The following is a 22,393-nucleotide window of genomic DNA, read 5'->3' as shown; positions in this document are numbered from 1 at the left end:
TTCACTCACTTTTTTGGCCTTTTCTTCTATTGGTGTCAACAAATAATGGGGCAACCCAAATGCTCATTTGAAGGACAATAAAAGTCAAAAAAAAGGGCAGCGGCTTAACAGGCAGTAACGCAAACACGACTCCTATTAATACCACTGTGCTTATTAGCTTTATTGCTTCTCCACGGTAAAAACCTTTCACAATTTTTTTTGCCGCTTGAGCACCATGATAATAAAATAACTGCCTTGCAAACAACAAATTCGGCAATAGATAACACACACTCGCTACAAGGGCTGATAAACCGCCTTTTTTTCCAAATACCGTTGTCATCAGCAAGATAAAACTAACGCTTAATATTGCTTGGAAGACAAAATATTTTCTGATACCTGGATGCAAATTGTCTTCACCTAAAATCGTATTTCGTCGCGATTATAAATTAATCGAAAAAGATAAGCAACGCCTCACTAGCCAAAATATTGCCAATTTTCTTAATTAAATTTCTTTTTTCCGTATTTAAGTCGTATTGGGTACCCGCCAAACGAATATTGATTACTCCTATTCCGAGCAATCATAAATCAATGCGTAAAAAAATGCTGGCAAAATTTCTCAGAGCTTGTTACAGTAAATTAAGCCTTACAGGTTTGCCACTTCCTGGTTGGGTAGAAAAGGTACAAGGAGGTCTTAAATATCTAAGACCTCCTATTTTTTGTCTACTCTACTAAACAATATACTGAAATACTTTCACCACTTTTTTCACACGATCGGTCCTTCTAGCAATATCAACCGCTATTGCAGCTTGGCTTTTTTTAACGATTCCCATTAAATAGACAACATTATTATTGGTCACAACCTTGATTGCACCTGAACGGAGGTTTTTGGTTGCAAGCATTTTTGCCGATATTTCACTAGTTATCCAGCTATCGATGGATTGTTGGGACAGGGCTAAGGGTTCTTCCAATTCTAGTTGATCATAGACACGCTCAACTTGCGGTGTCATGCGCGCAATTTTTTCTGCTTCAATCTTCACCGCCGCACTTGAAACTTGCCCGGTGAGCAACACAACTTGATTGAAAACATTCACTTGGACACTCGAAAATGCAAATTTCGGATCGCGCACAATTCTCTTATGAACAAGATGGAAAATTCGAGCATCTTTTTCGATTTCAATCAGGTTCCTGCTATCATACACCACCGCTCCAGCAGCAGCCCCAGCAACAACAAACCCTGCACAACGGGTGAGGGACATTAGAATTAGGATGGAAACGAGCAACTTTTTCATTTTTTTACCCCAACAATTGGTTGAATAACATTTGTTCGATTAAGTCGGCTAATCCATGTAAAATAAATAAGTGGATTTCTCTAATCTGTGCCGCATGCTTCCCTGGCGCTCTTAATTCAATATCTTCTGGCCCAAGATGATTGGCTAATATACCACCATCCCTCCCACTTAAAGCAATGGTGTCCATTCCTCGATCTTTTGCTGAATTAACGGCATTCAAGATTGAATCGGAATTTCCTGTTGTGGTCAATACAATGAGCAAATCATGTTGATGACCAAGAGCCTGCACCTGTCTTGAAAACACTTGATCATAATGAGACTCATTAGCAATTGAACTGATGCTGGCACTATCCACGCTTAAATTAACAACCGGCAAGGACGGGCGTTCAACACTATAGTGATTCAGCAAAGCTGAAGAAAAATGGCAAGCATTTGCAGCTGATCCGCCACTCCCACATATAAATATCTTCCCATCTTGCACTAAACAACTTGTTAACCGACTGGCTGCTTGTACAATTTTCTCTGATAGCAAATCAGCTGCAGCAATTGTATTTTCAATGCTAATACCAAATTGGTGGCGAATACGTTCTTCTGCCGGAGTCATGAATATCCTCTTGTTAATGCGAAAATGCGTTTTTTATCCAACAAACCTGCTCAAGGCTTCCTTGAAATGCGATGACGTCAAATCGATACTCACAATCATAGCGTTGGGCATTGTATTGAAGAAAATGCTGTGCAGTACGCCATATTTTTTGCTGCTTTGCATAAGTGATGCTCCCTATGGCCCCACCATAGGCCTGAGAACGTCTATGGCGTACTTCAATAAATACTAAATCATCTTTATCCAGCATGATTAGATCGATTTCGCCCATTTTACACAAATAATTGCGCTCAATCGTGGTTAAGCCCTTCGCCTGCAAGTATTGCTCTGCAGCTTTCTCTGCTTGCTTTCCAATGAGTTTCGACATTAACTGATGCGCTGTGCTTTCCCTTCCACCATTTGCCCCCAATTTGATTGGTAGGTTATCTGTGTTGGTGTTGATAAATAAACAGTATCATCCCCATCTTGTAAATTTATGGCAGGAAATTGAACGATCTTCTCTAATTTTTGCGAAATTAAGAAACTATCACGTCCTATTGCAAACAATCGATTATAGCTATTTAATTTTTCAGGCCACCGTCGAGGAATGAGTTTATCTTGCTGATAAATATAGGCAACATCTGAAAACACAACGCCATCCAAATCACGATTGTCCGCAACTCGTAAATCGGCTGAGTGAATGGTTGAGATACCATAAATGGGGGTTTCTCCAATGTAGTAATATTTTAATAACGGAACGATTTGTCTTGCTTTCGAAGGGTGCGTCATCAACACCACGACATCAAAATCCTCTCTTCTGCGCAAATTGCCTTTTACATCTCGGCCTAATAATTGTTTTAAGGATTTTTCTCGTTGAGCGCTACTATCAATATGTAATAATCGGCGAACTGCCTCGTTATAATGGGTGTCTTTTGCGACAGCTAATTCATCTACAATCCGATTACCATTCTGCAACCATTTTCGATTAAATGCTGATTTAACTTGATCACCCCATTCACCTTGAGAAGTTATCAAAATAGCGTGCTTAAAGCCCTGCTCTGTTAATTTATCCGCCAGTTGAAGTGCTTCATAACTGGGCGACAAGCCAAATTCCCAAGCATTAGCTGACACCGATGAAGATGCATAATTAAGCAAAAGTGTTGGGACTGGATGGGATTGACTAGCGATAATATCGACTTGATTTTTACTTAATGGCCCAATAACCATGTCTGCGCCGTCTTCTATGGCTTTATGGTATAACGCTAATACCGATCCTTTAGCCACATCATAGGTTTTCACTGATATGGATTTGGGATATTGATTTTTCGCATCCAAAAAGCCATCTTTGATGGCCTGTCCTGGCCCTGATAAACTACCGGTCATCGGCAATAATAAGGCTATATTTTTTGCGCCAGTTCGTGGCAAAAGATGCTGCCTGGTTGCATAAATCAATTGATTTGCTTGATGAGCTGGATAAGATGTTTGCCATTTATGGATAGAAGATATTGAGTTTAGTTGTTGTGCAATGGCGGCTAAACTCGCCCATCCCTGAACGATTGGATCATTGGCTTCAATGGCCAGTGTTTGTAGCTCAGCTTGTGGCATATGGATGAGATCCATCCAAATGCGCATATTATTTGCAATTCTTGCATCAGTCTGTTGGAGATGATCATTAAGCTTAATCCGCTCCTCAACAGCTTCAATTGACCTTCCTTTCCGTTCATAGCTATCAATTAATAGACGTCGGTATAGATTTTGATAGAACGGGGATAGCTGATTACTGTTATGAACTTGTGCTAAATATAATGAGGCCTGTTTCGGATTATTGACCATCATATTTGCTTTAGCCATCAAGACATTTTTTTCATCCGCTTGCTCGGGGTGATTGATTGACAGATTTTTTAAGATTGCGACGCCATCTTGAATCTGTCTATCGTAGATTAATCGCCCAGCTGCTTTGATTTTCAGCTCATTCTTTTCTTCCAATGCAGCACTTTTAGCTTTCGCCAAATAAGCATCTGCCTGCTCAACAAACGGGACATTATGGGAAATTTGTGTCGTTTGTTGTTGGGGAACCGTGCTACAATTGGTCAGAGATAATAAAGAACACACGTATGAAAATACTGTGAGAAGATAACATTTTTTATTCATAAACTTTTTTACCGTTGGCCTTGAACGACAGAGCTTAAACTATGAAGAATCTTTCATCAATAGGATACGGAACAATTTTTGTTATTGCCACCCCAATCGGTCATTTAGATGATATCTCTAAACGTGCCATTGACACCCTTAAATCCGTGGACTTCATTGTTGCTGAAGACACCAGACATTCGAAAACGCTTTTACAAGCTTATCAAATTAATAAGCCGATGTATGCCATGCATGCTCATAACGAGCAACAGAAAGCTCAATCGATCCTCAACCGCGTTAAAGAGGGCGCGTCTATTGCCTTGATCAGCGATGCAGGCACACCATTAATTAGCGATCCGGGTTATCCTCTGATTCAACTCGCCCACCAACAACATATTCCCGTCAGCCCCATTCCAGGAAGTTGTGCACTAATTGCAGCACTTTCTTGCGCTGGCATTCCTTGCCAGCAATTCACCTTTTTAGGTTTTCTGCCACATAAATCAGAGCAGAAGATGACACTGTTGCGTCAGTTTACACAACAGGGTTTAACCCTGGTTTGTTATGAATCACCTCATCGACTTTTGGATACCCTCTCCTGTATTGACCAGTTATTTGATCAACACTATCACTTTGTTCTGGCCAAAGAGCTCACGAAAGCATTTGAGACTATTCGTTATGGAACAGCAGAACAACATAGACAATGGTTAGTATCGGATTTAAATCACCAAAAGGGTGAGTTTGTTCTATTGTTTCCGCCAATGATTATCGAAGAAAAAGATAATTCGGAAACAATCTTAGCGTTATTATTATCTGAATTACCTGTCAAACAAGCCGCTCATTTATGTGCCAAAATCACTGGAAAACCCAAAAATAAGCTCTATCAATTGGCGCTGTCGTTGCAAAATAGCAAAAATTAACTGTTATTGCACCATCCAAGCCTATTATGATAGGAACTTGTCCTTTTATAACCTGTAGTTGGCCATTATTACCAAGCTAAAAATCACTTTGTAAACTATATTAATCCTATGTTTACTAAACAACCAGTTTACTATGTTAAATCGCAAAAAATATTGTTTCCTATTTATCTATCTGCTCCTCCCTTTGCCTTTTATAAGTCTTTACTTGGGTGGTATCTATGTGTTGTTGCCATTTTTTGTCATCTATGTGGGGATACCTCTACTCGATTATTTCGTGATTGATGCGAATAATCCGACGCTAGAACAAGAAAAAATCTTGTTGAATGATAAATTTTTTCGGCGGATTGTCTTGCTCTACGCTCCGATGCAAATCAGTATAATTGCATTAGGATGCTATGCTGTAACTTATCAAACGTTAACGCTACTTGAATGGTGGGGTTTTACATTGTCTATTGGGCTATTGACTGGCGGTGTCGGGATTACCTTATCCCACGAATTAATCCATAAAAAAAATAACGTGGATCAAGCATTGAGTAAGCTTCTTCTTTGTTTTGTCTGTTATGGTCACTGGTCAATTGAGCATGTCAGAGGCCACCATTTTAATGTTGCTACAAAACAGGATCCTGCTTCAGCACCGCTTGGAATGAATGTCTACCGTTTTTTGCTAAAAACACTCCTTGGCACGGTTCGTTCTTCCTGGAATATCGAACAAAAAAGACTACAACGAAAAGGGTATTCGCTTTTTAGTTGGCATAATAATTTTTGGTGGATTATCTTTGGTCCTATAGCCATTATCGTAGCAGTTACTGCTATTTTTGGGGCTTCTGCTCTCGCTTTTTTTGTGGTTCAATCGATAACAGCAATCTTGCTATTAGAAATTGTCAATTATATTGAACATTATGGTTTAGAACGTCGTAAGCTAGCCAATGGTCGTTACGAGCCAGTATCACCTATCCACTCCTGGAATGCCAATCATTGGTTTAGTAATTTAGTCCTCTTTCATCTGCAACGTCACTCTGACCATCACACTTATGGTGCTAAGCCCTATCAGGTGTTAAGGCATCTCGATGAAAGCCCGCAACTTCCTTCAGGGTATTTGGGCATGATGTTGTTGGCAGTTATCCCACCCTTATGGTTTTGGGTTATGGATAAGCGTGTGTTGACGTACCGAAATGAGCTGTCTCGTAAAAATTCCTTGGAAGAGGTAGGTAGTGCGGTGAGTGTTTAAAATGTTTAATCCAGCATCACCCAAATGATGAATAACTGTTTGGGTGATACTGTTTATGCAAAGCCGGGCTTTTGCGCTTTGAATGTTACATCTTTATCAGCTTCTTCAACCAAATTTGCTGCTATATGTTGTTGATAATATTTAAATCCTTCAACAACAAGATAACTAACCGTTAAAACAAGAGCCGCTTCCCAACACACCAAGAAGGTTCCAATCAAAATTGAAGGGACGACAGTATTTTTCACTAAGTTTTTTACTAAATCCTGTCTGGCCTGCTGATATTCTTTCTCAAGCACTGCTTTATCCAATTCCAATGCGTCTGCATGTTCAATTTTTCCTTTAATTGCTTGTAATTTCCCATAATCATTACCTGCCAAAATCATCGATACGGCTACTAAGCAAATTGAATAACAGGCAATGACCACAATGGGTGAGGCAACGAGAATTGAAAAACTAAACCCTGTGCCAAGCATCAAAGCAGCCAATGTTTGGAAATTATAAACAGCCGCTGTTTGTCGCCAATTGATTTGGTTATACATTTTTTGTTTTTCTAATACCTTTAATTGCATTAAAAGGGAATTTTTTTCTACTTCCGATAGAGATTGTGCACTGAGGCTATCAAGCAACGCCTTGATTTCTTGATCATATTGTTGCTGCTTTTTAATATAAACTTGCTCATCACAGTATTTTAAGTATAACAAAACAGCCACATCAAAAAACATAAAACCGGCGGTTATACCCATAGAAGCAAAGGCAGACATACCAAATAATTGATAATTTGTGACACCATTGATCACCACCCAAACGCTGTCATTCAGTAACGCGCCTTTCTTCTGATAGAGCTGGTGATATAAGCGACTTAACACATCAGGCAACGCTTTTTTTGCCTCTTCCGTTGGACAAAATGTGAAATAGAAAGTTGCAGCAAGATTTCTTACCAACCTCGAACCAAACATGATGACACTCAAGGCATTAAATAGCCCACTGACGGTTCCCATCTTTGCAATGATTTCTGCAGAAGTGATATTTCGATTAAGAAGTTTACCGAGTTTTTCGAGAATTTTATTCTCTTCAAGCACCACAAAAACTTGGCTTAAACTTAACCGTGACAACACTAAAACAATTCTTGATAAATTGATATAACCGATTGTTTGTGCGAATTTTCCTGGGTTAAGCACTGACTGCTTAGCCTCATCCCATGTATCTTGGAACGTTTGCGACAAGGCAGCTAAGAATTGTTTTCTTTGTTCAACGTTTTGCACATTTTCAACGCGATTTAACTTGTCAATTAAGGCTTGTGCCTTTTGTTTATAATGCTGCGTTTTGTAAAAATCACCGCATGCGGCATGATATTTTTCCAATAAATAGCAGCAATATAATGAGAAATAGAAAAACTGCTCCGTGTTTTCATCGACATTCATCGTATCCAAAACGGCACTTAGATCGTCGAATTCTTGATGTATAACATCCTGATTAACAAATAATTCTGATGATGTCATGTGATCGGATAGCAAGGCAGCATATCGCACTTCATTTTTTGCTGAGCCATCGAAAAAAGACTTTTTATGAGCGTAAAAAGGGACTATTTTCTCTTGAGCAGCAGTAGCTGTTATATTTGTCATTAACATACACTCATAAAAAACAGACAGACTAAAAATATACCACTTTATTTCTTTTTACACAATACTGTTTGTATAATATGAGTGCTTATCCATGACTCTTTTACAACGTTACTCCTCAAAAGTTAATCATTTATCCTATTTTCCAATACAAAACGATGAAAAAATCTCGCCTAACAGATCATCTGCGTGATACTCACCGGTGATTTGCGAAAGGGCGCGATGAGCGTGGGTTAAATCATCCGCAAGCAATTCACCTGCTTTATGCTGATGGAGCTGTTCCTTCCCATTAACAAGCAGTTGCAGGCATTGAGTTAGGGCATCGACATGTCGTCGTCTTGCCATAAATTGCCCTTCGAAATCATATTGGCCAATGAGTTGTTTAATTTTCTGTTTCAATGCATCTAAACCAATTTCTTTTTTTGCACTGATATAGGCTGTGTTTTCAGATATTTTTGCTGGCAGTTTTACCGTATCAATTTTATTATACACCCGTAAGATAGGTGTCGATTTGGCTAGCTTTTTTTTTATCTCTGCTGTCAGAGGATGCTCCTCATCATGTTCGTTGATATCAATCAAATATAAAAGACAATCTGCCTGCGCTAACGCTTGCCATGCTTTAGCAATACCAACCTTCTCAACAGGATCATCACTTTCCCTTAAACCAGCTGTGTCAATGATATGCACCGGGATATCATCAATTAATATATATTCCCGCATTACATCGCGTGTTGTTCCAGCGATATCTGTGACAATGGCAACTTCTTTTTCAGCCAAAGCATTAATTAACGTTGATTTGCCAACATTGGGTTGCCCAGCTATCACAATGGTAACCCCTTCTCGCATCATCACACCTTGTCCAGCTTGAGAAATTATTATTCGGACTTGTTCAATAATACTATCCAGCTGTTCAGCAACATGCCCCTCGCTAATAAAATCGATTTCTTCTTCTGGGAAATCAATAGCTGCTTCAACATACATTCTTAAATGAATAATCCGTTCATTTAACTCATTTATTCGGCGAGAGAAATTACCCTGCAATGATTGGCCTGCCATTTTCGCTGAAGTAAGTGATTGTGCAGCGATTAAATCAGCGATAGCTTCTGCTTGAATCAAATCGATTTTATTATTTAAAAATGCACGCAGTGAAAACTCTCCAGGTTGAGCTAGTCGAGCGCCTTCTTCCGTGATTTTTTTGATAATTGCGTCGAGCATTATTGGTGAACCATGTAGCTGCAGCTCAAACACATCTTCACCTGTAAAGGAATGCGGTCCAGGAAAATAGATCCCAATTCCTGAATCTAACGTGTTGTCATCTAAATCGTAAATATGGATATAGGTTGCATAACGCGGCTTAAACTGCTGTCTTCGAGTCAAAGCTTTGATGAGTGATAGTGTTTTTGGTCCGGATATTCTTAAAATGCCAACACCACCTTGTCCAGGTGGTGTTGCACAGGCCACAATGGTGTCATCGCTCATAATTAAGCTTTTTTCAATTTTTTCAATGCCTTATTTTCACTGAATTTATTGGTGATATACCACTGCTGCAAAATTGAAAGGGTATTATTGACTATCCAATAGAGTACTAAACCAGCTGGGAATCCCCAAAATAAGGCGGTGAAAACAACAGGCAAGAACATCATCATCTTCGCTTGCATTGGATCGGGCGGAGCGGGGTTTAACTTTTGTTGAATAAGCATCGTCAAGCCCATGATGATTGGTAATATGTGATAAGGATCGGCGACAGATAAATCCTGTATCCAGCCAATAAAGGGGGCTTGACGTAATTCAACACTTTCTAATAATACCCAATACAAGGCAATAAACACAGGTATTTGAACAAGGATTGGTAAACATCCCCCTAATGGGTTTATCTTTTCTTTACGATATAAAGCCATCGTTTCCTGGCTTAGTTTGGCTTTATCATCACCATATCGTTGGCGTAATGCTTCGAGTTTAGGTTGGAGTTTACGCATATTAGCCATCGACTTATAGCTCGTCGCCGATAGTCGATAAAAGGCGAGTTTAATTAACACCGTTACTAACACGATTGACCAGCCCCAGTTTCCAACCACACTATGAATTGCTTTCATGACGGCAAATAATAGTGACGATAGGAACCATAACAAGCCATAATCAATGGTCATATCTAAACCTGGCGCTATTGTTTTAAGCACGCTGGTAATTTCTGGTCCGATATAGATCTGTTGATTAAACTGATGGGATTTTCCTGGTGATATTGCCACAGAAGGCCCAACTAGTCCGATAGTATATAATTCATTGGAAGAGCGGGTAAAAATAGTGTTCTTTTGATTTGCTTCGGGTACCCATGCCGTTAAGAAATAATGCTGTTGCATAGCAATCCAACCACCTTGCGTTTTCACATTGAGGTTCGATTTAGTCATTTGTTTAAAACTGACTTTTTGATACAGCTTTTCCCCAGGGTTAGAGTAGGAGGCCCCTGTAAATGAACCTATATGAAATAACCCAGATGGATCTTCTTTAGGTTGTTCACGAACAATCTGATTAATCTGATAAATTCGCTTTGTTGTATTTGTACTGTTGTTGAAATCATAAGAGACATTTACTAAATAATCGCCTCGTTTCAAATAGAAGTGTTTTTTAACTTGATTGCCTTGTTTATCTCTACCAACTAATGTAACGGTTAACTGATCATCGCCTGTGTTAAGTTGATAATCACTCTTTGCAGTTTGCCATTCAATCTTTAATGGTTTAGGTGCTTTATTTTCTAAAGCAACCATTTGGCTACGTGCTATATATGTCTCATTTTCACTGTTATTTAATAACGTGATGGGTTTGTTTTTTTGTTCAACACTTACGGGATAATCCAACAGTTTTGCTTCAACGATATCCCCATGGGCCAGATCAATTTTCATACTTAAAACATCGGTTTTGACGGATATAAGTTGCTGTTTATCAGCTAATTTATCGATTTCAGGTGCACTGGTGTCTACCGACGCTTGCTCTTGATTTGGGTTTTGGGTTTGAATCACTTCCCCATGAGGCATTGGTAAATCAGACGAAGCGGTTGAAGGGGTGCTATTCGTTGCACTCAGTTGGGAGTCAACTTTCACAGGGGGATAATCTTGTTGCCAAGCAATCCAAAGATTATAAACAATTAGCGCTAAAATCGAATATAAAACAACACGACGTAAGTCCATAATTAATTCTCTTCAGTCAATTGAACGGGATCGTACCCCCCTTTACAACCGGGGTGGCAGCGACATAAACGATGAAAAGTTAACCAAATCCCCATGACAATCCCGCGATGTTGAATCGCATCAATCGCATACTGTGAGCAACTGGGATAAAATCGACAATGCTCCCCAAGAAGAGGGCTGATAATTAGTTGATACAATTTTATTGGTAAACAAATTAGATGGCGTAATACTGTGTTAATTTTAACCATATCTTACCTAATTGCCTAAATAAAACGGCGTTTTCTTGTAGTTCTCCCCCAAAATGAGCGATAACAACCACATCAACCGCTGGGAGATGTTGCTGCCTAAACGATTCTCGGACAATCCGTTTAATCCGGTTACGATCGTGGGCTTTGGCAATTTTCTTTTTTGATATTGCCAAACCCAATCGACTTTCTAATGTTAAACCCGGCTTATGTAATACCAGGAACGAGGGGCTTTTGATTTTGTTTGCCTGATCAAAAACAAATTTAAAATCGGATGCCTGAACTAATCGCTTCGTTTTAGGGAATGTGTTCACTACGCGGATAGACGTTTACGTCCTTTAGCTCTACGCCGACTTAGAACAGCTCGTCCACCACGAGTGGCCATGCGTGCACGAAAGCCATGATCACGCTTACGTTTTAAATTACTGGGTTGAAATGTACGTTTCATGATAAATCATACCTTTGACTGAATTATATAATTAGGTAGGCAATAATAGGGAATATGATGCCTTGTGTCAATTTTTTTCATCTTTTTTTCGTTGAGTGAAGAAAAAATGTCGTTGTTAGATAGCCCTAGTGAATAGGGAAACAAAATTTATAAAATGAAACCGATAGTTTGCCAAAATATGATTTACTAATAATAAAATAAATTAAGAAAAAATACTTATATTTGTTATTATGTTTTAAAATTCTGTGGTTAACTCATAAATAATATTAATTATCATATGGATACGGGAATTAATACCTGTTTATATTCCATGAATAGTGCAGTGTTATTCTGATAATAACTTTTAACTTTTGTCAGTGACAACCAATTTATTATTAAGTTATTCACCTCTATCCACAGATCAATATTCAGGTTATTATTCTACGAAATGGTTTTTAAAATCGAAAAAGATTGTTCTATTTTAAATGATAAGGCATAATTTTTTTTACAAACCCGTTGACCTGTGGATAACTTAAATCATACACTGATGATTCATACAGCCATTATCAATTAATCGTGTGTTGAACTTTCTAGTTATGTAATTCTGTTCCTCACACCTTAGGATAACCCTCAAATTCTGGAGTTTTTGGTGACTATATCGAGTAACAAAAAACTTGATGTTTGGGATAGGTGTCTTCAAATATTGGAAGACGAATTCTCTGAACAACAACTTAATACTTGGTTAAGACCACTTCAGGCTGATATTACTGATTCAATATTAACTTTGTATGCACCAAATCGATTTGTTGTGGATTGGTTAAAAAAACACTTTTTAAATCGCATTATTGAGCTGGTTAATCATTTTGAACCCACGGCCATACAAGCCGTTTCAATAGAAATTGGTTCTTCCAACACGAACATTCCTGCAAATAAAACTAAGAAAATTAATAAGGTTCCTGAGCTAAATGAAGTCACAGACCGTCCTTCAACGTCTGTTCGTAAAGTCATGAAAAAGGCCGCTGATTATAAACATAGTCATTTAAACCCTGATTTTCGATTTGACCGTTATGTCGAGGGCAATTCAAACCAGCTTGCACGTGCTGCTTCACTTCAAGTCGCTGAAAAGCCAGGTGGTGCTTACAATCCGTTATTTATTTATGGAGGTGTTGGCTTAGGCAAAACCCACCTAATGCATGCCATAGGAAATGAAATTCTTAGTAAAAACCCTGATGCAAAGGTTCTTTATTTACACTCGGAACGTTTTGTTGCTGATATGGTTAAAGCGTTACAAACCAATACTATTAATGAATTTAAACGGTTTTATCGTTCACTCAATGCATTATTGATTGATGATATTCAGTTCTTTGCTGGAAAAGATCGATCGCAAGAAGAATTTTTTCATACTTTCAATGCGTTACTGGAAGGGCAAAAACAAATTATTTTGACGTCAGATCGCTATCCAAAAGAAATCGAAGGCATGGAAGAGCGGCTGAAATCACGATTTGGTTGGGGGTTAACGGTTGCTGTTGAGCCACCTGAACTTGAGACTCGTGTGGCTATTTTAATTTCAAAAGCAGAAGCTGCTAATATTGAACTTCCATATGAAGTTGCTTTTTTCATCGCTAAACGCATCCGCTCCAATGTGAGAGAATTGGAAGGGGCTTTACGGCGTGTTATAGCCAATGCACACTTTACTGGCAAGACAATTACCATCGAGTTTGTGCATGAAGCATTGCGGGATCTTTTAGCGCTACAAGATAAATTGGTTACCATTGAAAATATTCAAAAGACCGTTTCTGATTATTATAAAGTAAAGGTTGCTGATCTTTTATCTAAAAGACGTAGTCGTTCTATTGCTAGACCTAGACAAATGGCAATGGCTTTAGCCAAGGAATTAACCAATCATAGTTTGCCTGAAATTGGTGATTTGTTTGGGGGGCGCGATCATACGACGGTGATACATGCTTGCCGAAAGGTTAAAGATTTAGTTCAAGAAGATTCTGATTTTGCAGATGATTATAAAAATTTAATGCGTACCTTGTCGTCTTAGGAGATGGGTTATAATGTTTCAATTTTCTATTGATAAAGCAGCCTTACAGTTGCCTTTGCTAACAGTAGCTGGCGCAGTCGATCGAAAACAATCAATGCCTATTTTGTCTAATATTTTATTAACATTAAATCATGAAGAATTAATTTTATCGGCAACTGATCTTGAAATTGATGTAACGGCAAGGTTGAAGGTTGATAATGCTAATGGTACTGGTCAGACCACAGTACCCGCTAAAAAATTTGTTGATATTATCCGTTCTTTGGATGATGATGCAAAACCACTTATCGTTGTTGAAGAAAAGCAGCTTGTTATCCGGGATAAACATAGCCATTTTAAGCTTGCCACGTTACCAGCAGATGGCTTTCCTATTAGTGAGCAGCCGCAAAATCTTGTTGAATTGAGTCTTTCTAAAGCTCGGTTGACTCATCTTTTACAATCCACCTATTTTTCAATGTCACAACAAGATGTCCGTGTTTTTCTAAATGGCATGCTGTTATCGTTTGATGCCCAAGGTACCACTGCCGTTGCAACGGATGGTCATCGGCTAGCTATTTGTCATACGGATGAAACACGAGTTGAGATTCCGCATCGTATCATTGTTCCTCGAAAAGCTGTTCTTGAATTGCTCCGTTTATTATCGGCTATCGAGGATGAAAAGGTCGATATTTCTGCCGGGGAAAGTCATTTTTGTTTAAAAACTAAGATTTTCTCGTTTAATACTAAATTAGTTGAATCTCGTTATCCTCCCTACCAAAAGGCAATTCCAAAACAGCTAAACACGTTTGTCCTGCTGGATCGTGATTCGTTAAAGAAAGCGTTAAATCGAATTACCATTTTGGCGCATGAAAAGACAAAAGCAATAGTTGTGTCTGTACAATCTGGGCAGTTACAGTTGACTGCTAATAATCAACAACAAGAAGAAGCCAAAGAAATTGTTTCAGCTGAAGTTGATGGCCAACCTATACAATTAGGTCTGAATGCTGCCTATTTACTGGATGTGATTAATCATTGCCAAGACGGGTTGATAAGGTTGTCCTTTGTTGATGAAAATAGTAGTTTACTTTTTGAAAGTTTAGCTGATGAAGCGTACCAATACATTATTATGCCAATGAAGCTATGATTCTTCAGCAGTTGCAAGTACATTCCTTACGATCTTTTAATACAGCCAAGCTGACATTTAATAACAAATGTAATTATATTTTAGGTGAAAATGCCACCGGTAAAACAACCATACTTGAAGCTATTTACCTACTTAGTAGTGGGCATTCATTTAAAACCAGAGAGATATCCCCTTTAATTCAACATGGTCAAGGGCAGTTAGTTATTCATGGCAATGACGGATACTCGCATTTAATGATAGCTAAATCCCTAAATATGCCTACTATTGTAAAAATTGATGAACAACCTTGTTTATCCACCAGTCAACTGGCTTATTTGATGCCTTGTCAAATCTATTACCAAGATATATTTCAAATCATGGATGCAGGACCAACCATTCGGCGTGCTATGTTGGATTGGGGAATGTTTCACGTGAAACATGATTATCTGCAATATTGGAAACGGTATAAACAAATTCTTAAGCAGCGCAACAGTTTATTAAAACAAAAACCTAAAAAGGAGTTGCTCAATCCCTGGGACGATCAGCTGGCGCAAGTTGGTGAGCGCATTTCATCAATGCGTTCAGATTATATTAAATTATTAAAAATTGAGTACACTACAGTACTAAAGCAATTAAGCAATCTAACTATCCAGTTGAATTATGACAAAGGTTGGGATAAAAAAGACAGCGGTTTATCACTGAGAGAATCCCTGGCAAATAACATTGAAAGAGATATACACAGAGGATATACCAGTGTTGGAATCCATCAGGCAGATATTTTGCTAGAAACAGATGAAACACAAGCAAAGAAAATATTATCCAGAGGACAGCAAAAAATTGCGCTTATCGGGCTAAAATTGAGTCAAAGCCAACTATTAAACAAACAATGTATCCATTTAATGGATGACATATTTGCAGAACTGGATGCGCAGCACCAAAAACAACTTGCTAATTATATTAAAAACAGTGACGATCAATTTTTTTTGACAGTATTAGCGCATGACAAACAGAAGTTAGATGTATTTCCAGAAGGTAAAATGATAGAACTACCCCTTGAAAAGTCAAAAAACGGTAATCAAATTGTGACACTGTAACTATTACAAAAAAAGTAGAAAAGCTGGTATAATAAGGCTTTGTCAATAAGCGCATCTCTTATGCAATAGAGGATTTTCAATGAGTGTTAATGCAAGCTATGATTCGTCGAATATTAAAGTATTAAAAGGATTGGATGCTGTTCGCAAACGACCCGGTATGTATATCGGAGACACCGATGATGGCACCGGTTTGCATCATATGGTATTTGAAGTCGTTGATAACTCCATCGATGAAGCATTAGCTGGCTATTGCTCGCAGATTGACGTGTTCATTCATAGTGATGAATCCATTACAGTTCGAGATAATGGACGCGGTATACCTGTCGATATCCACAAAGAAGAAGGGCGTTCAGCCGCCGAAGTAATTATGACAATCCTCCATGCTGGTGGGAAGTTTGATGATAATTCATATAAGGTTTCTGGGGGATTACACGGCGTTGGGGTGTCTGTTGTTAATGCTTTATCGGAAGAATTGAAGTTAAAAATATTTCGTGAAGGATCGATTCATGAACAAAGTTATGTCAATGGTGTTCCTACGGCGCCTTTGGCGATAACTGGAAAGACAGATCTTAGTGGTACCGAGGTGTGGTTTAAACCAAGTCCTGCGACATTTACCAACATCAAATTCCATTATGACTTACTAGCAAAACGATTGCGTGAGCTTTCCTTTTTGAATTCAGGTGTAAAAATTCGTTTAAAAGACTTGCGCAATGATCAGGAAGATATCTTTGAATATGAAGGGGGAATTAAAGCATTTGTTGAGCACCTTAACAAAAAGAAAAATCCCATCATACCGGAAGTATTTTCTTTATCGGGTGAAAAAGACAATATTGTCGTTGAATTATCCATGCAGTGGAACGATTCCTTTCAAGAAAACATATTTTGTTACACCAATAACATTCCCCAAAAAGATGGTGGAACTCATTTAGCGGGATTTCGTGCTGGATTAACAAGAACATTGAATCAATATATAGAATCTGAAGGTCTGGCAAAAAAAGCAAAAGTTGTGACAACAGGGGATGATGCACGGGAAGGGTTAACAGCCGTATTGTCAGTGAAGGTGCCAGATCCCAAATTTTCTTCACAAACAAAAGATAAACTCGTATCGTCTGAAGTGAAAGCAGTGGTTGAATCATTAGTTGCCCAGCATCTAAATGATTTTCTTCTTGAAAATCCAACGTCAGCCAAATCGATTGTGGGTAAAATTGTTGATGCTGCTAGAGCGCGGGAAGCTGCCAGAAAAGCAAGAGAGATGACTCGACGAAAAGGAGCTCTCGAAATATCTGGGCTTCCAGGAAAGTTGGCCGATTGCCAAGAAAAAGACCCCGCCTTATCAGAATTATATATTGTTGAGGGTGATTCAGCGGGTGGTTCGGCTAAGCAGGGGCGTGATCGACGCTTCCAGGCAATATTGCCACTGAAAGGTAAAATCCTGAACGTTGAAAAAGCACGCTTTGATAAAATGCTATCCTCTCAAGAAGTTGCCACGCTAATTACCGCGTTAGGTTGTGGCATCGGTAAAGATGAATACAACCCTGATAAATTGCGTTATCATCGAATCATAATTATGACCGATGCCGACGTGGATGGATCCCACATCCGCACGCTCCTATTAACCTTCTTTTATAGGCAAATGCCCGAATTGATTGAGCGCGGTTACATGTATATCGCCCAGCCGCCTCTCTACAAAGTAAAAAAAGGAAAGCAAGAATATTATGTCAAAGATGATGATGCGTTGTTTGAATATTTAACACAAACAGCATTAGAAGGTGCCTCACTATATCCGGGTGGCGACGTGCCTCCTATTTCTTCTGTAGCGTTAGAAGATCTCGTCAGGGAATATCGAGGTATTGAGAAAATTGTTAGTCGACATACTCGAAAATATACGGTAGACGCGTTGTGGCGGATGGTCTACTTAACTGCCATGGAGGTATCGGCACTGAAGGATGAGACCAAAGTGTCCAACTGGTGTGAAAAACTGACTTTGTCGTTGAATCAACTGGGTAAAAAAGGAGTTGAATATCGAGTCACCGCTAAAATGAATGGCGAAGGCTATTATCACCCGGAGATTGCCATTATTCAACATGGTTTAACCACAGCAATCAACCTTCCCCCAGAATGGTTTTCTTCACAAGACTATCAAAAAATGACAGCACTTGGTCGTAAAATAAATAGCCTAATTGAAGAAGGTGCTTATGTACAACGTGGCGATAAAATAGAACCAATTGATAGTTTTGAGCAGGCGCTTAATTGGTTATTAATAGAAGCTAAGAAAGGTCAATCAATACAGCGTTATAAAGGCCTTGGTGAAATGAATCCCGAGCAACTTTGGGAAACAACCATGGACCCAGACGTAAGGCGTATGCTACAGGTAAAAATCGAAGATGCCATAAGCGCTGACGAAATATTCACAACCTTGATGGGGGATGACGTTGAGCCACGTCGAGAATTCATCGAAGAAAATGCGTTAGACGCAGAAAATATTGATGTTTAATGAAGCTGATGTATGGGAAAATAATCACAAGACGATAAGGACACTCTCAGCAACCCGTGAAATTCTGTGATTTATCGTGGCTGATACAGATAATGCACCTATAAATTCTCACTCTGTGTAAAAGTTATAAAATTTTTAAAAATTTACTTGAGCATTTTGTTAAAGTTCGCCATGATAGATCATGGGTAGTGCTATTCTTCTCTGCCATGGAAAGCCTTAGAACCTGTTTCAATCACGTTTATTAAAGAAACAGTTACTGTAAGACAGACGGATATGGAGGATAGGATGAAACAATTATCCGATCAAGAATTGCAGCAAATAAAGGACCTGCTGAGACATACTGGCGAATTTATAGCCTATTTTGAATTGGCAGAAACAAAATTGGTGGCTTGGCGTCACCAACAACAGGAATCATTTGATAATCAACAATCACGTTTCGATCAGCAGCAACAAGCGATACAAAAAGACTTAGATAGCGTGAAAGATACGCTCTCAGAAGCAGGGATAGCTCGTCTGAAAGTCCAACTTAATGAAGCAATTACCTTATTTGAAAAAAAAATAGCAAGTTTAAGCGACCTGCAACAGACCATCTCAGATATATTTGGCCATGAAAAATTAAGTTTGTCGAAAGCCGTGAGTCAATGTACAAGAGAAATAGAAGAACATTGTCAAGAAACGGTCAATAAAATTGAGGCACAGTTATCTGATTATGATGTGGATTACTTCAGGCGAATAGCCGCTGATAGTTGTGATCAGGTAGAGCAAGTCGCTCAAACAGCGGTTCAGACTAGCACAAAAATGATGCGAAATTTTCAATGGCGCACCGCAACTTTGGTTTTGATTACAACGTTAGTCACCTCATTAACAATCGGTATGTACATCAGTGATGAATGGCCATGGGAAATCCATCAAGTTGCATTAAATGAGCGAGAAGCAGGCAAAGTATTGATCAAAGCTTGGCCATCATTGAGTCATCAAGAACGAGAGCGGATTTTAACGCATGAAGTCAACAATTTGGGATAGCCTATGGTTAGTGTTAGCACTTGTAAGCATTATGGTCCTACTTTTGCCGGCGTATTTTCGTAATAACCGATTGAAAATATGGCGAAAAGAGCTCGACATTGACAAGCATGAATCGGTATTTAATGATTTATACTTAGAAATAAATGGTTTCGAAGCATCGAAGTTAGCTAGGCAGCAAAAGGATGAATTTGCATTAACTTATGGGGAGATACGATTTCAGTCGTTTATTGCACTCCTCAGTTTGTGTAAGCCTGGCCAAGAAACCATTTTTTATGATTTGGGCAGCGGCGCTGGCAAAGCAGTAGTGGCAGCTGCAATGGTATTTCCTCTAAAAAAAGCGACAGGGATCGAACGTTTGAATACCTTAGATGAACAAGCTCAACAAATTAAACAACGACTGATTACACATCCAAACTATATCCATAAAGAACCGGTTATCCATTTTAACCATAACGACTTTTTGTTGTGTGATTGGTGCGACGGAAATTTAATATTTATTAACTCAACGGCAATCATCGGGGATTTATGGTCACAGTTAATGGATAAATTAGCGCTTCTTAAAAATGATGCCATTGTGATAACCACGACCAAATCCATTCCACTTGAATCCTATACGATAATCTACTGCACAGATGTGCTCATGAGCTGGGGGATTGTAAAAGCATACATTCACAGAAAAAAATCTAACTAGCCTATAAGCTTGTGAATGTTCTATCGTAATAACCTAATACAAGAAAGATAAAATCATGATGCTAAAATTTGAATAAATTTCATGCTAGACTATACTTTAATAATCAACATGTTAACGGGCATGTATGATAGGTAGATCTGACTACGTGTTGTCAAATACAGCAGTGAAAGTCGTTGAAGGCGTTAGTCAATGGTTCGATAAGGCAAGCTGAGGTCTATATGATAAAATCAGAACTAATTGCAAAACTATCATCAGATATGATGCATTTACCAGAAAAGCAGATAGCAAAAGCTGTCAATTATATATTGGAGCATATGAGTGATACCTTAATGGGTAAAAAACGCATTGAAATAAGAGGGTTTGGTAGTTTCTGTCTGCACCATCGCCCACCAAGAAATGCCCATAATCCAAAAACGGGTGAAAAAGTGGTTACGACATCAAAATACAGTCCTCATTTCAAACCAGGAAAAGAACTGAAAGAGCGGGTTGATGCGTCCAGAAATAGCCATCCAATTAAAGAAGTAGACGAATAGCATATCCCCCATGCTAAAGGATAATGCATGGGGATTCTTATCATCATCGGATTCTCTAAGCCTCGGGTAGGGTGACACCAGTTTGGCCTTGATATTTTCCTGATCTATCTTTATAGCTAACTGAGCATATATCATCAGATTGCAAGAATAACATTTGCGCAACCCCTTCATAGGCATATATTTTAGCTGGTAAAGGTGTTGTATTGGAAAATTCCAAAGTGACGTGTCCCTCCCACTCAGGTTCAAGTGGCGTCACATTGACAATGATCCCGCAACGCGCGTAAGTGGATTTACCTAGACAGATAGTCAGAACATCTCGAGGAATGCGAAAATATTCAACTGTTCTGGCAAGTGCAAAAGAATTGGGCGGGATTATACAGACATTTGATTGAACATCGACAAAGCTCTTTTGATCAAAGGCTTTTGGATCGACCATTGCCGAATTAATATTTGTAAACACCTTGAATTCATCGGCACATCGGACGTCATAGCCATAGCTCGACAAACCATAAGAGATTGTTTTTGCTTGGCCATGTTCGCGAACTTGGCGTGGCTCAAAGGGACTAATCATCTGATGTTCCTCTGCCATTTTTTTTATCCAGTTATCTGATTTTATCGTCATAGTGCCCCCGATGAATAGCTTCGTTGTAGGGGGTTTATGCCTGATAATGATGAATATGTCAATGGCTACTCCCTTAGCCGGAGGCAAAAATTTGGATGATAAAAATGATTTTCTCACTCGTTATGGATGAATCCTTTGATAAAATAAGCTTGAAGTTATATTTTTGCTAAAATTATAATATAACTAGATATAAATGCTCATACTGAGCGTTGGAAATGTTGGGATGAGCATCAGTATAAGAACAAAGGAGGCTGTATGGAATCTTTAATTCTACATCCAACTGATATGAGCCAGTGGCATGCCTTAGTGAATGAAGCCCAACAGCGTAGCCAACTAATGTTAAAAGAAAATACCGAAAGTTATTTGGTGCTGATGTTAATGCGATATGCGCAAAAGCCTCGTCTAATCGAATCGATCTTGGCGATTGATTACTTCCAGTCACTTGATAAGCCCAAAAAGATTCAAATTGATTTGTTGCAAGATTTAGGTGATAAAAGTTTATTATTTTGTGGGCTATTTCCTGGTGTGGCCAGTCGAAGAAGAGTCTCTATTTCCTATTACGCCAAACTTGGCCGTTCAGCCTACTACTCAATCAGTGAATTAGTCCAACAGGATGATAATTTGTTCTATCATTTAGGCCATCAATTTCAAGATTTACAGATGGTATTAGAACATTTGCGTATTGAGTCATGGATTGATAAACAATTAGAATTAATCCAGTAAATTATCGTTTGAATACGAAATAGCACGCACAATAAACCACGGACCATTCAAAACACTTGCTTTTTAAGGTGTATTGAGTATAGTTATCACACCACAAAAGCCGAGGTGGTGGAATTGGTAGACACGCTAGCTTCAGGTGCTAGTGGGGGCAACCCCGTGGAGGTTCGAGTCCTCTTCTCGGCACCACCTAAATACAAAAAATGCCCATCCTTTGGCTTTATATGCCTGCTTATCTCAGTCTATGATTGGCTGCCCCGTAAAAATGCCGCTTTGTTTATTGGACTGTCACAGTTTATTGGCACCATGGGGCCCATGTTAGCTGCTGGACCATTGGATTGATAATCATTGTATTTGCCGTATCGGAAACATTCTGTAAATCACGTAAAACAAATACCAAATTAAATCTGACATAGGACGTATCCACATTCTTGCTCCATCGAATGGCATGAGGAAACGCCCTAGCTTAGA

At 38.8% G+C, this 22,393-nt stretch carries 23 protein-coding genes and 1 tRNA gene; 12 read left to right on the top strand and 12 right to left on the bottom strand.

The annotated features are described in order from the left end of the window. Window position 1: 1 nt before the first annotated feature. The 5 genes from AB3348_RS13050 to AB3348_RS13030 all read right to left on the bottom strand — a co-directional run bounded on the left by AB3348_RS13050 (window position 2) and on the right by AB3348_RS13030 (window position 3,999). Complete coding sequence (locus AB3348_RS13050; protein ID WP_367608043.1) at window positions 2-385, bottom strand: ATP synthase subunit I; 384 nt, start codon at window positions 383-385, stop codon at window positions 2-4. A 322-nt stretch (window positions 386-707) separates the two neighbouring features. Further along, on the bottom strand, window positions 708-1,268 hold the full coding sequence (locus AB3348_RS13045) for a BON domain-containing protein (RefSeq protein WP_367608042.1): 561 nt from the start codon (window positions 1,266-1,268) through the stop codon (window positions 708-710). Window positions 1,269-1,272: 4 nt separating this feature from the next. Further along, window positions 1,273-1,872, bottom strand: a complete 600-nt coding sequence (locus AB3348_RS13040; RefSeq protein WP_367608041.1) for an SIS domain-containing protein — start codon at window positions 1,870-1,872, stop codon at window positions 1,273-1,275. Between the two features lie 13 nt (window positions 1,873-1,885). Beyond that, a complete protein-coding gene (locus tag AB3348_RS13035) occupies window positions 1,886-2,236 on the bottom strand; it encodes a YraN family protein (RefSeq protein WP_367608040.1) in 351 nt (116 codons plus the stop codon). Next, window positions 2,236-3,999, bottom strand: a complete 1,764-nt coding sequence (locus tag AB3348_RS13030; protein WP_367608039.1) for a penicillin-binding protein activator — start codon at window positions 3,997-3,999, stop codon at window positions 2,236-2,238. The genes AB3348_RS13035 and AB3348_RS13030 overlap by 1 nt, the downstream gene beginning before the upstream one ends. 41 nt (window positions 4,000-4,040) lie before the next feature. On the opposite strand from AB3348_RS13030, the gene rsmI reads away from it, so the two are divergent. Beyond that, a complete protein-coding gene (rsmI, locus tag AB3348_RS13025) occupies window positions 4,041-4,895 on the top strand; it encodes a 16S rRNA (cytidine(1402)-2'-O)-methyltransferase (RefSeq protein ID WP_367608038.1) in 855 nt (284 codons plus the stop codon). 133 nt (window positions 4,896-5,028) lie between these two features. Continuing rightward, on the top strand, window positions 5,029-6,123 hold the full coding sequence (locus tag AB3348_RS13020; RefSeq protein WP_367608037.1) for an alkane 1-monooxygenase: 1,095 nt from the start codon (window positions 5,029-5,031) through the stop codon (window positions 6,121-6,123). A gap of 53 nt (window positions 6,124-6,176) precedes the next feature. Here the strand turns inward: AB3348_RS13020 and AB3348_RS13015 are convergent, their stop codons facing one another. The 6 genes from AB3348_RS13015 to rpmH all read right to left on the bottom strand — a co-directional run bounded on the left by AB3348_RS13015 (window position 6,177) and on the right by rpmH (window position 11,617). After that, window positions 6,177-7,745 carry a hypothetical protein gene (locus AB3348_RS13015; protein WP_367608036.1) on the bottom strand — a complete coding sequence of 523 codons (1,569 nt, stop codon included), beginning with the start codon at window positions 7,743-7,745 and terminating at the stop codon, window positions 6,177-6,179. A 135-nt stretch (window positions 7,746-7,880) separates the two neighbouring features. After that, window positions 7,881-9,221: a tRNA uridine-5-carboxymethylaminomethyl(34) synthesis GTPase MnmE gene (gene mnmE / locus AB3348_RS13010; RefSeq protein ID WP_367608035.1), complete on the bottom strand. Its 1,341-nt coding sequence runs from the start codon at window positions 9,219-9,221 to the stop codon at window positions 7,881-7,883. A gap of 2 nt (window positions 9,222-9,223) precedes the next feature. Continuing rightward, window positions 9,224-10,924, bottom strand: a complete 1,701-nt coding sequence (yidC, locus tag AB3348_RS13005) for a membrane protein insertase YidC (RefSeq protein ID WP_367608034.1) — start codon at window positions 10,922-10,924, stop codon at window positions 9,224-9,226. A gap of 2 nt (window positions 10,925-10,926) precedes the next feature. Beyond that, entirely contained in the window at window positions 10,927-11,172 is a 246-nt protein-coding gene (yidD, locus tag AB3348_RS13000) for a membrane protein insertion efficiency factor YidD (RefSeq protein WP_367608032.1), read from the bottom strand. Then, window positions 11,139-11,483, bottom strand: a complete 345-nt coding sequence (rnpA, locus tag AB3348_RS12995; protein WP_367608031.1) for a ribonuclease P protein component — start codon at window positions 11,481-11,483, stop codon at window positions 11,139-11,141. Before rnpA ends, yidD begins: the two co-directional genes overlap by 34 nt. Next, window positions 11,483-11,617, bottom strand: a complete 135-nt coding sequence (gene rpmH, locus AB3348_RS12990; protein ID WP_367608030.1) for a 50S ribosomal protein L34 — start codon at window positions 11,615-11,617, stop codon at window positions 11,483-11,485. Before rpmH ends, rnpA begins: the two co-directional genes overlap by 1 nt. A 634-nt stretch (window positions 11,618-12,251) precedes the next feature. Between rpmH and dnaA the strand changes: the two genes are divergently transcribed. The 7 genes from dnaA (at window position 12,252) to AB3348_RS12955 (ending at window position 20,580) form a co-directional block, all read left to right on the top strand. Next, the gene (gene dnaA / locus AB3348_RS12985; protein ID WP_367608095.1) at window positions 12,252-13,646 is read left to right on the top strand and encodes a chromosomal replication initiator protein DnaA; all 1,395 of its coding nucleotides are present in this window, start codon (window positions 12,252-12,254) and stop codon (window positions 13,644-13,646) included. A 13-nt stretch (window positions 13,647-13,659) separates the two neighbouring features. Then, entirely contained in the window at window positions 13,660-14,766 is a 1,107-nt protein-coding gene (gene dnaN, locus AB3348_RS12980) for a DNA polymerase III subunit beta (RefSeq protein WP_367608029.1), read from the top strand. Next, the gene (recF, locus tag AB3348_RS12975; RefSeq protein ID WP_367608028.1) at window positions 14,763-15,839 is read left to right on the top strand and encodes a DNA replication/repair protein RecF; all 1,077 of its coding nucleotides are present in this window, start codon (window positions 14,763-14,765) and stop codon (window positions 15,837-15,839) included. Before dnaN ends, recF begins: the two co-directional genes overlap by 4 nt. 79 nt (window positions 15,840-15,918) lie before the next feature. Beyond that, window positions 15,919-18,333, top strand: coding sequence for a DNA topoisomerase (ATP-hydrolyzing) subunit B (gyrB, locus tag AB3348_RS12970; protein ID WP_367608027.1), 2,415 nt, complete (start codon window positions 15,919-15,921; stop codon window positions 18,331-18,333). Between the two features lie 285 nt (window positions 18,334-18,618). Further along, window positions 18,619-19,356, top strand: coding sequence for a hypothetical protein (locus AB3348_RS12965; protein ID WP_367608026.1), 738 nt, complete (start codon window positions 18,619-18,621; stop codon window positions 19,354-19,356). Then, on the top strand, window positions 19,334-20,047 hold the full coding sequence (locus AB3348_RS12960; RefSeq protein WP_367608025.1) for a hypothetical protein: 714 nt from the start codon (window positions 19,334-19,336) through the stop codon (window positions 20,045-20,047). The genes AB3348_RS12965 and AB3348_RS12960 overlap by 23 nt, the downstream gene beginning before the upstream one ends. 218 nt (window positions 20,048-20,265) lie before the next feature. Continuing rightward, complete coding sequence (locus AB3348_RS12955) at window positions 20,266-20,580, top strand: integration host factor subunit beta (RefSeq protein WP_367608023.1); 315 nt, start codon at window positions 20,266-20,268, stop codon at window positions 20,578-20,580. A gap of 55 nt (window positions 20,581-20,635) precedes the next feature. Here AB3348_RS12955 and dcd read toward each other — a convergent pair whose 3' ends face one another. Beyond that, the gene (gene dcd / locus AB3348_RS12950; RefSeq protein WP_367608022.1) at window positions 20,636-21,202 is read right to left on the bottom strand and encodes a dCTP deaminase; all 567 of its coding nucleotides are present in this window, start codon (window positions 21,200-21,202) and stop codon (window positions 20,636-20,638) included. 255 nt (window positions 21,203-21,457) lie between these two features. On the opposite strand from dcd, the gene AB3348_RS12945 reads away from it, so the two are divergent. From AB3348_RS12945 to AB3348_RS12935, 3 genes are all read left to right on the top strand, one after another. Beyond that, on the top strand, window positions 21,458-21,925 hold the full coding sequence (locus tag AB3348_RS12945) for a hypothetical protein (RefSeq protein ID WP_367608021.1): 468 nt from the start codon (window positions 21,458-21,460) through the stop codon (window positions 21,923-21,925). 99 nt (window positions 21,926-22,024) lie between these two features. After that, window positions 22,025-22,111: transfer RNA gene (locus AB3348_RS12940), tRNA-Leu, on the top strand. Further along, a complete protein-coding gene (locus AB3348_RS12935; protein ID WP_367608019.1) occupies window positions 22,082-22,264 on the top strand; it encodes a hypothetical protein in 183 nt (60 codons plus the stop codon). The genes AB3348_RS12940 and AB3348_RS12935 overlap by 30 nt, the downstream gene beginning before the upstream one ends. Window positions 22,265-22,393 lie beyond the last annotated feature (129 nt).

This window comes from Legionella sp. W05-934-2, from assembly GCF_964199965.1.
Classification (GTDB): domain Bacteria; phylum Pseudomonadota; class Gammaproteobacteria; order Legionellales; family Legionellaceae; genus JAFIFT01.
The sequence above is the reverse complement of the archived record's forward strand: the minus strand, read 5'-3'. Positions and strand labels throughout refer to the sequence as shown.

Coding starts and splice junctions, on each gene's coding strand:
- AB3348_RS13045 (WP_367608042.1), bottom strand. CDS start 1,268: ATGAAAAAGTTGCTCGTTTCCATCCTAATTCTAATGTCCCTCACCCGT.
- AB3348_RS13040 (WP_367608041.1), bottom strand. CDS start 1,872: ATGACTCCGGCAGAAGAACGTATTCGCCACCAATTTGGTATTAGCATT.
- AB3348_RS13035 (WP_367608040.1), bottom strand. CDS start 2,236: ATGTCGAAACTCATTGGAAAGCAAGCAGAGAAAGCTGCAGAGCAATAC.
- AB3348_RS13030 (WP_367608039.1), bottom strand. CDS start 3,999: ATGAATAAAAAATGTTATCTTCTCACAGTATTTTCATACGTGTGTTCT.
- rsmI (WP_367608038.1), top strand. CDS start 4,041: ATGAAGAATCTTTCATCAATAGGATACGGAACAATTTTTGTTATTGCC.
- AB3348_RS13020 (WP_367608037.1), top strand. CDS start 5,029: ATGTTAAATCGCAAAAAATATTGTTTCCTATTTATCTATCTGCTCCTC.
- AB3348_RS13015 (WP_367608036.1), bottom strand. CDS start 7,745: ATGACAAATATAACAGCTACTGCTGCTCAAGAGAAAATAGTCCCTTTT.
- mnmE (WP_367608035.1), bottom strand. CDS start 9,221: ATGAGCGATGACACCATTGTGGCCTGTGCAACACCACCTGGACAAGGT.
- yidC (WP_367608034.1), bottom strand. CDS start 10,924: ATGGACTTACGTCGTGTTGTTTTATATTCGATTTTAGCGCTAATTGTT.
- yidD (WP_367608032.1), bottom strand. CDS start 11,172: ATGGTTAAAATTAACACAGTATTACGCCATCTAATTTGTTTACCAATA.
- rpmH (WP_367608030.1), bottom strand. CDS start 11,617: ATGAAACGTACATTTCAACCCAGTAATTTAAAACGTAAGCGTGATCAT.
- dnaN (WP_367608029.1), top strand. CDS start 13,660: ATGTTTCAATTTTCTATTGATAAAGCAGCCTTACAGTTGCCTTTGCTA.
- recF (WP_367608028.1), top strand. CDS start 14,763: ATGATTCTTCAGCAGTTGCAAGTACATTCCTTACGATCTTTTAATACA.
- gyrB (WP_367608027.1), top strand. CDS start 15,919: ATGAGTGTTAATGCAAGCTATGATTCGTCGAATATTAAAGTATTAAAA.
- AB3348_RS12965 (WP_367608026.1), top strand. CDS start 18,619: ATGAAACAATTATCCGATCAAGAATTGCAGCAAATAAAGGACCTGCTG.
- AB3348_RS12960 (WP_367608025.1), top strand. CDS start 19,334: ATGAAGTCAACAATTTGGGATAGCCTATGGTTAGTGTTAGCACTTGTA.
- AB3348_RS12955 (WP_367608023.1), top strand. CDS start 20,266: ATGATAAAATCAGAACTAATTGCAAAACTATCATCAGATATGATGCAT.
- dcd (WP_367608022.1), bottom strand. CDS start 21,202: ATGACGATAAAATCAGATAACTGGATAAAAAAAATGGCAGAGGAACAT.
- AB3348_RS12945 (WP_367608021.1), top strand. CDS start 21,458: ATGGAATCTTTAATTCTACATCCAACTGATATGAGCCAGTGGCATGCC.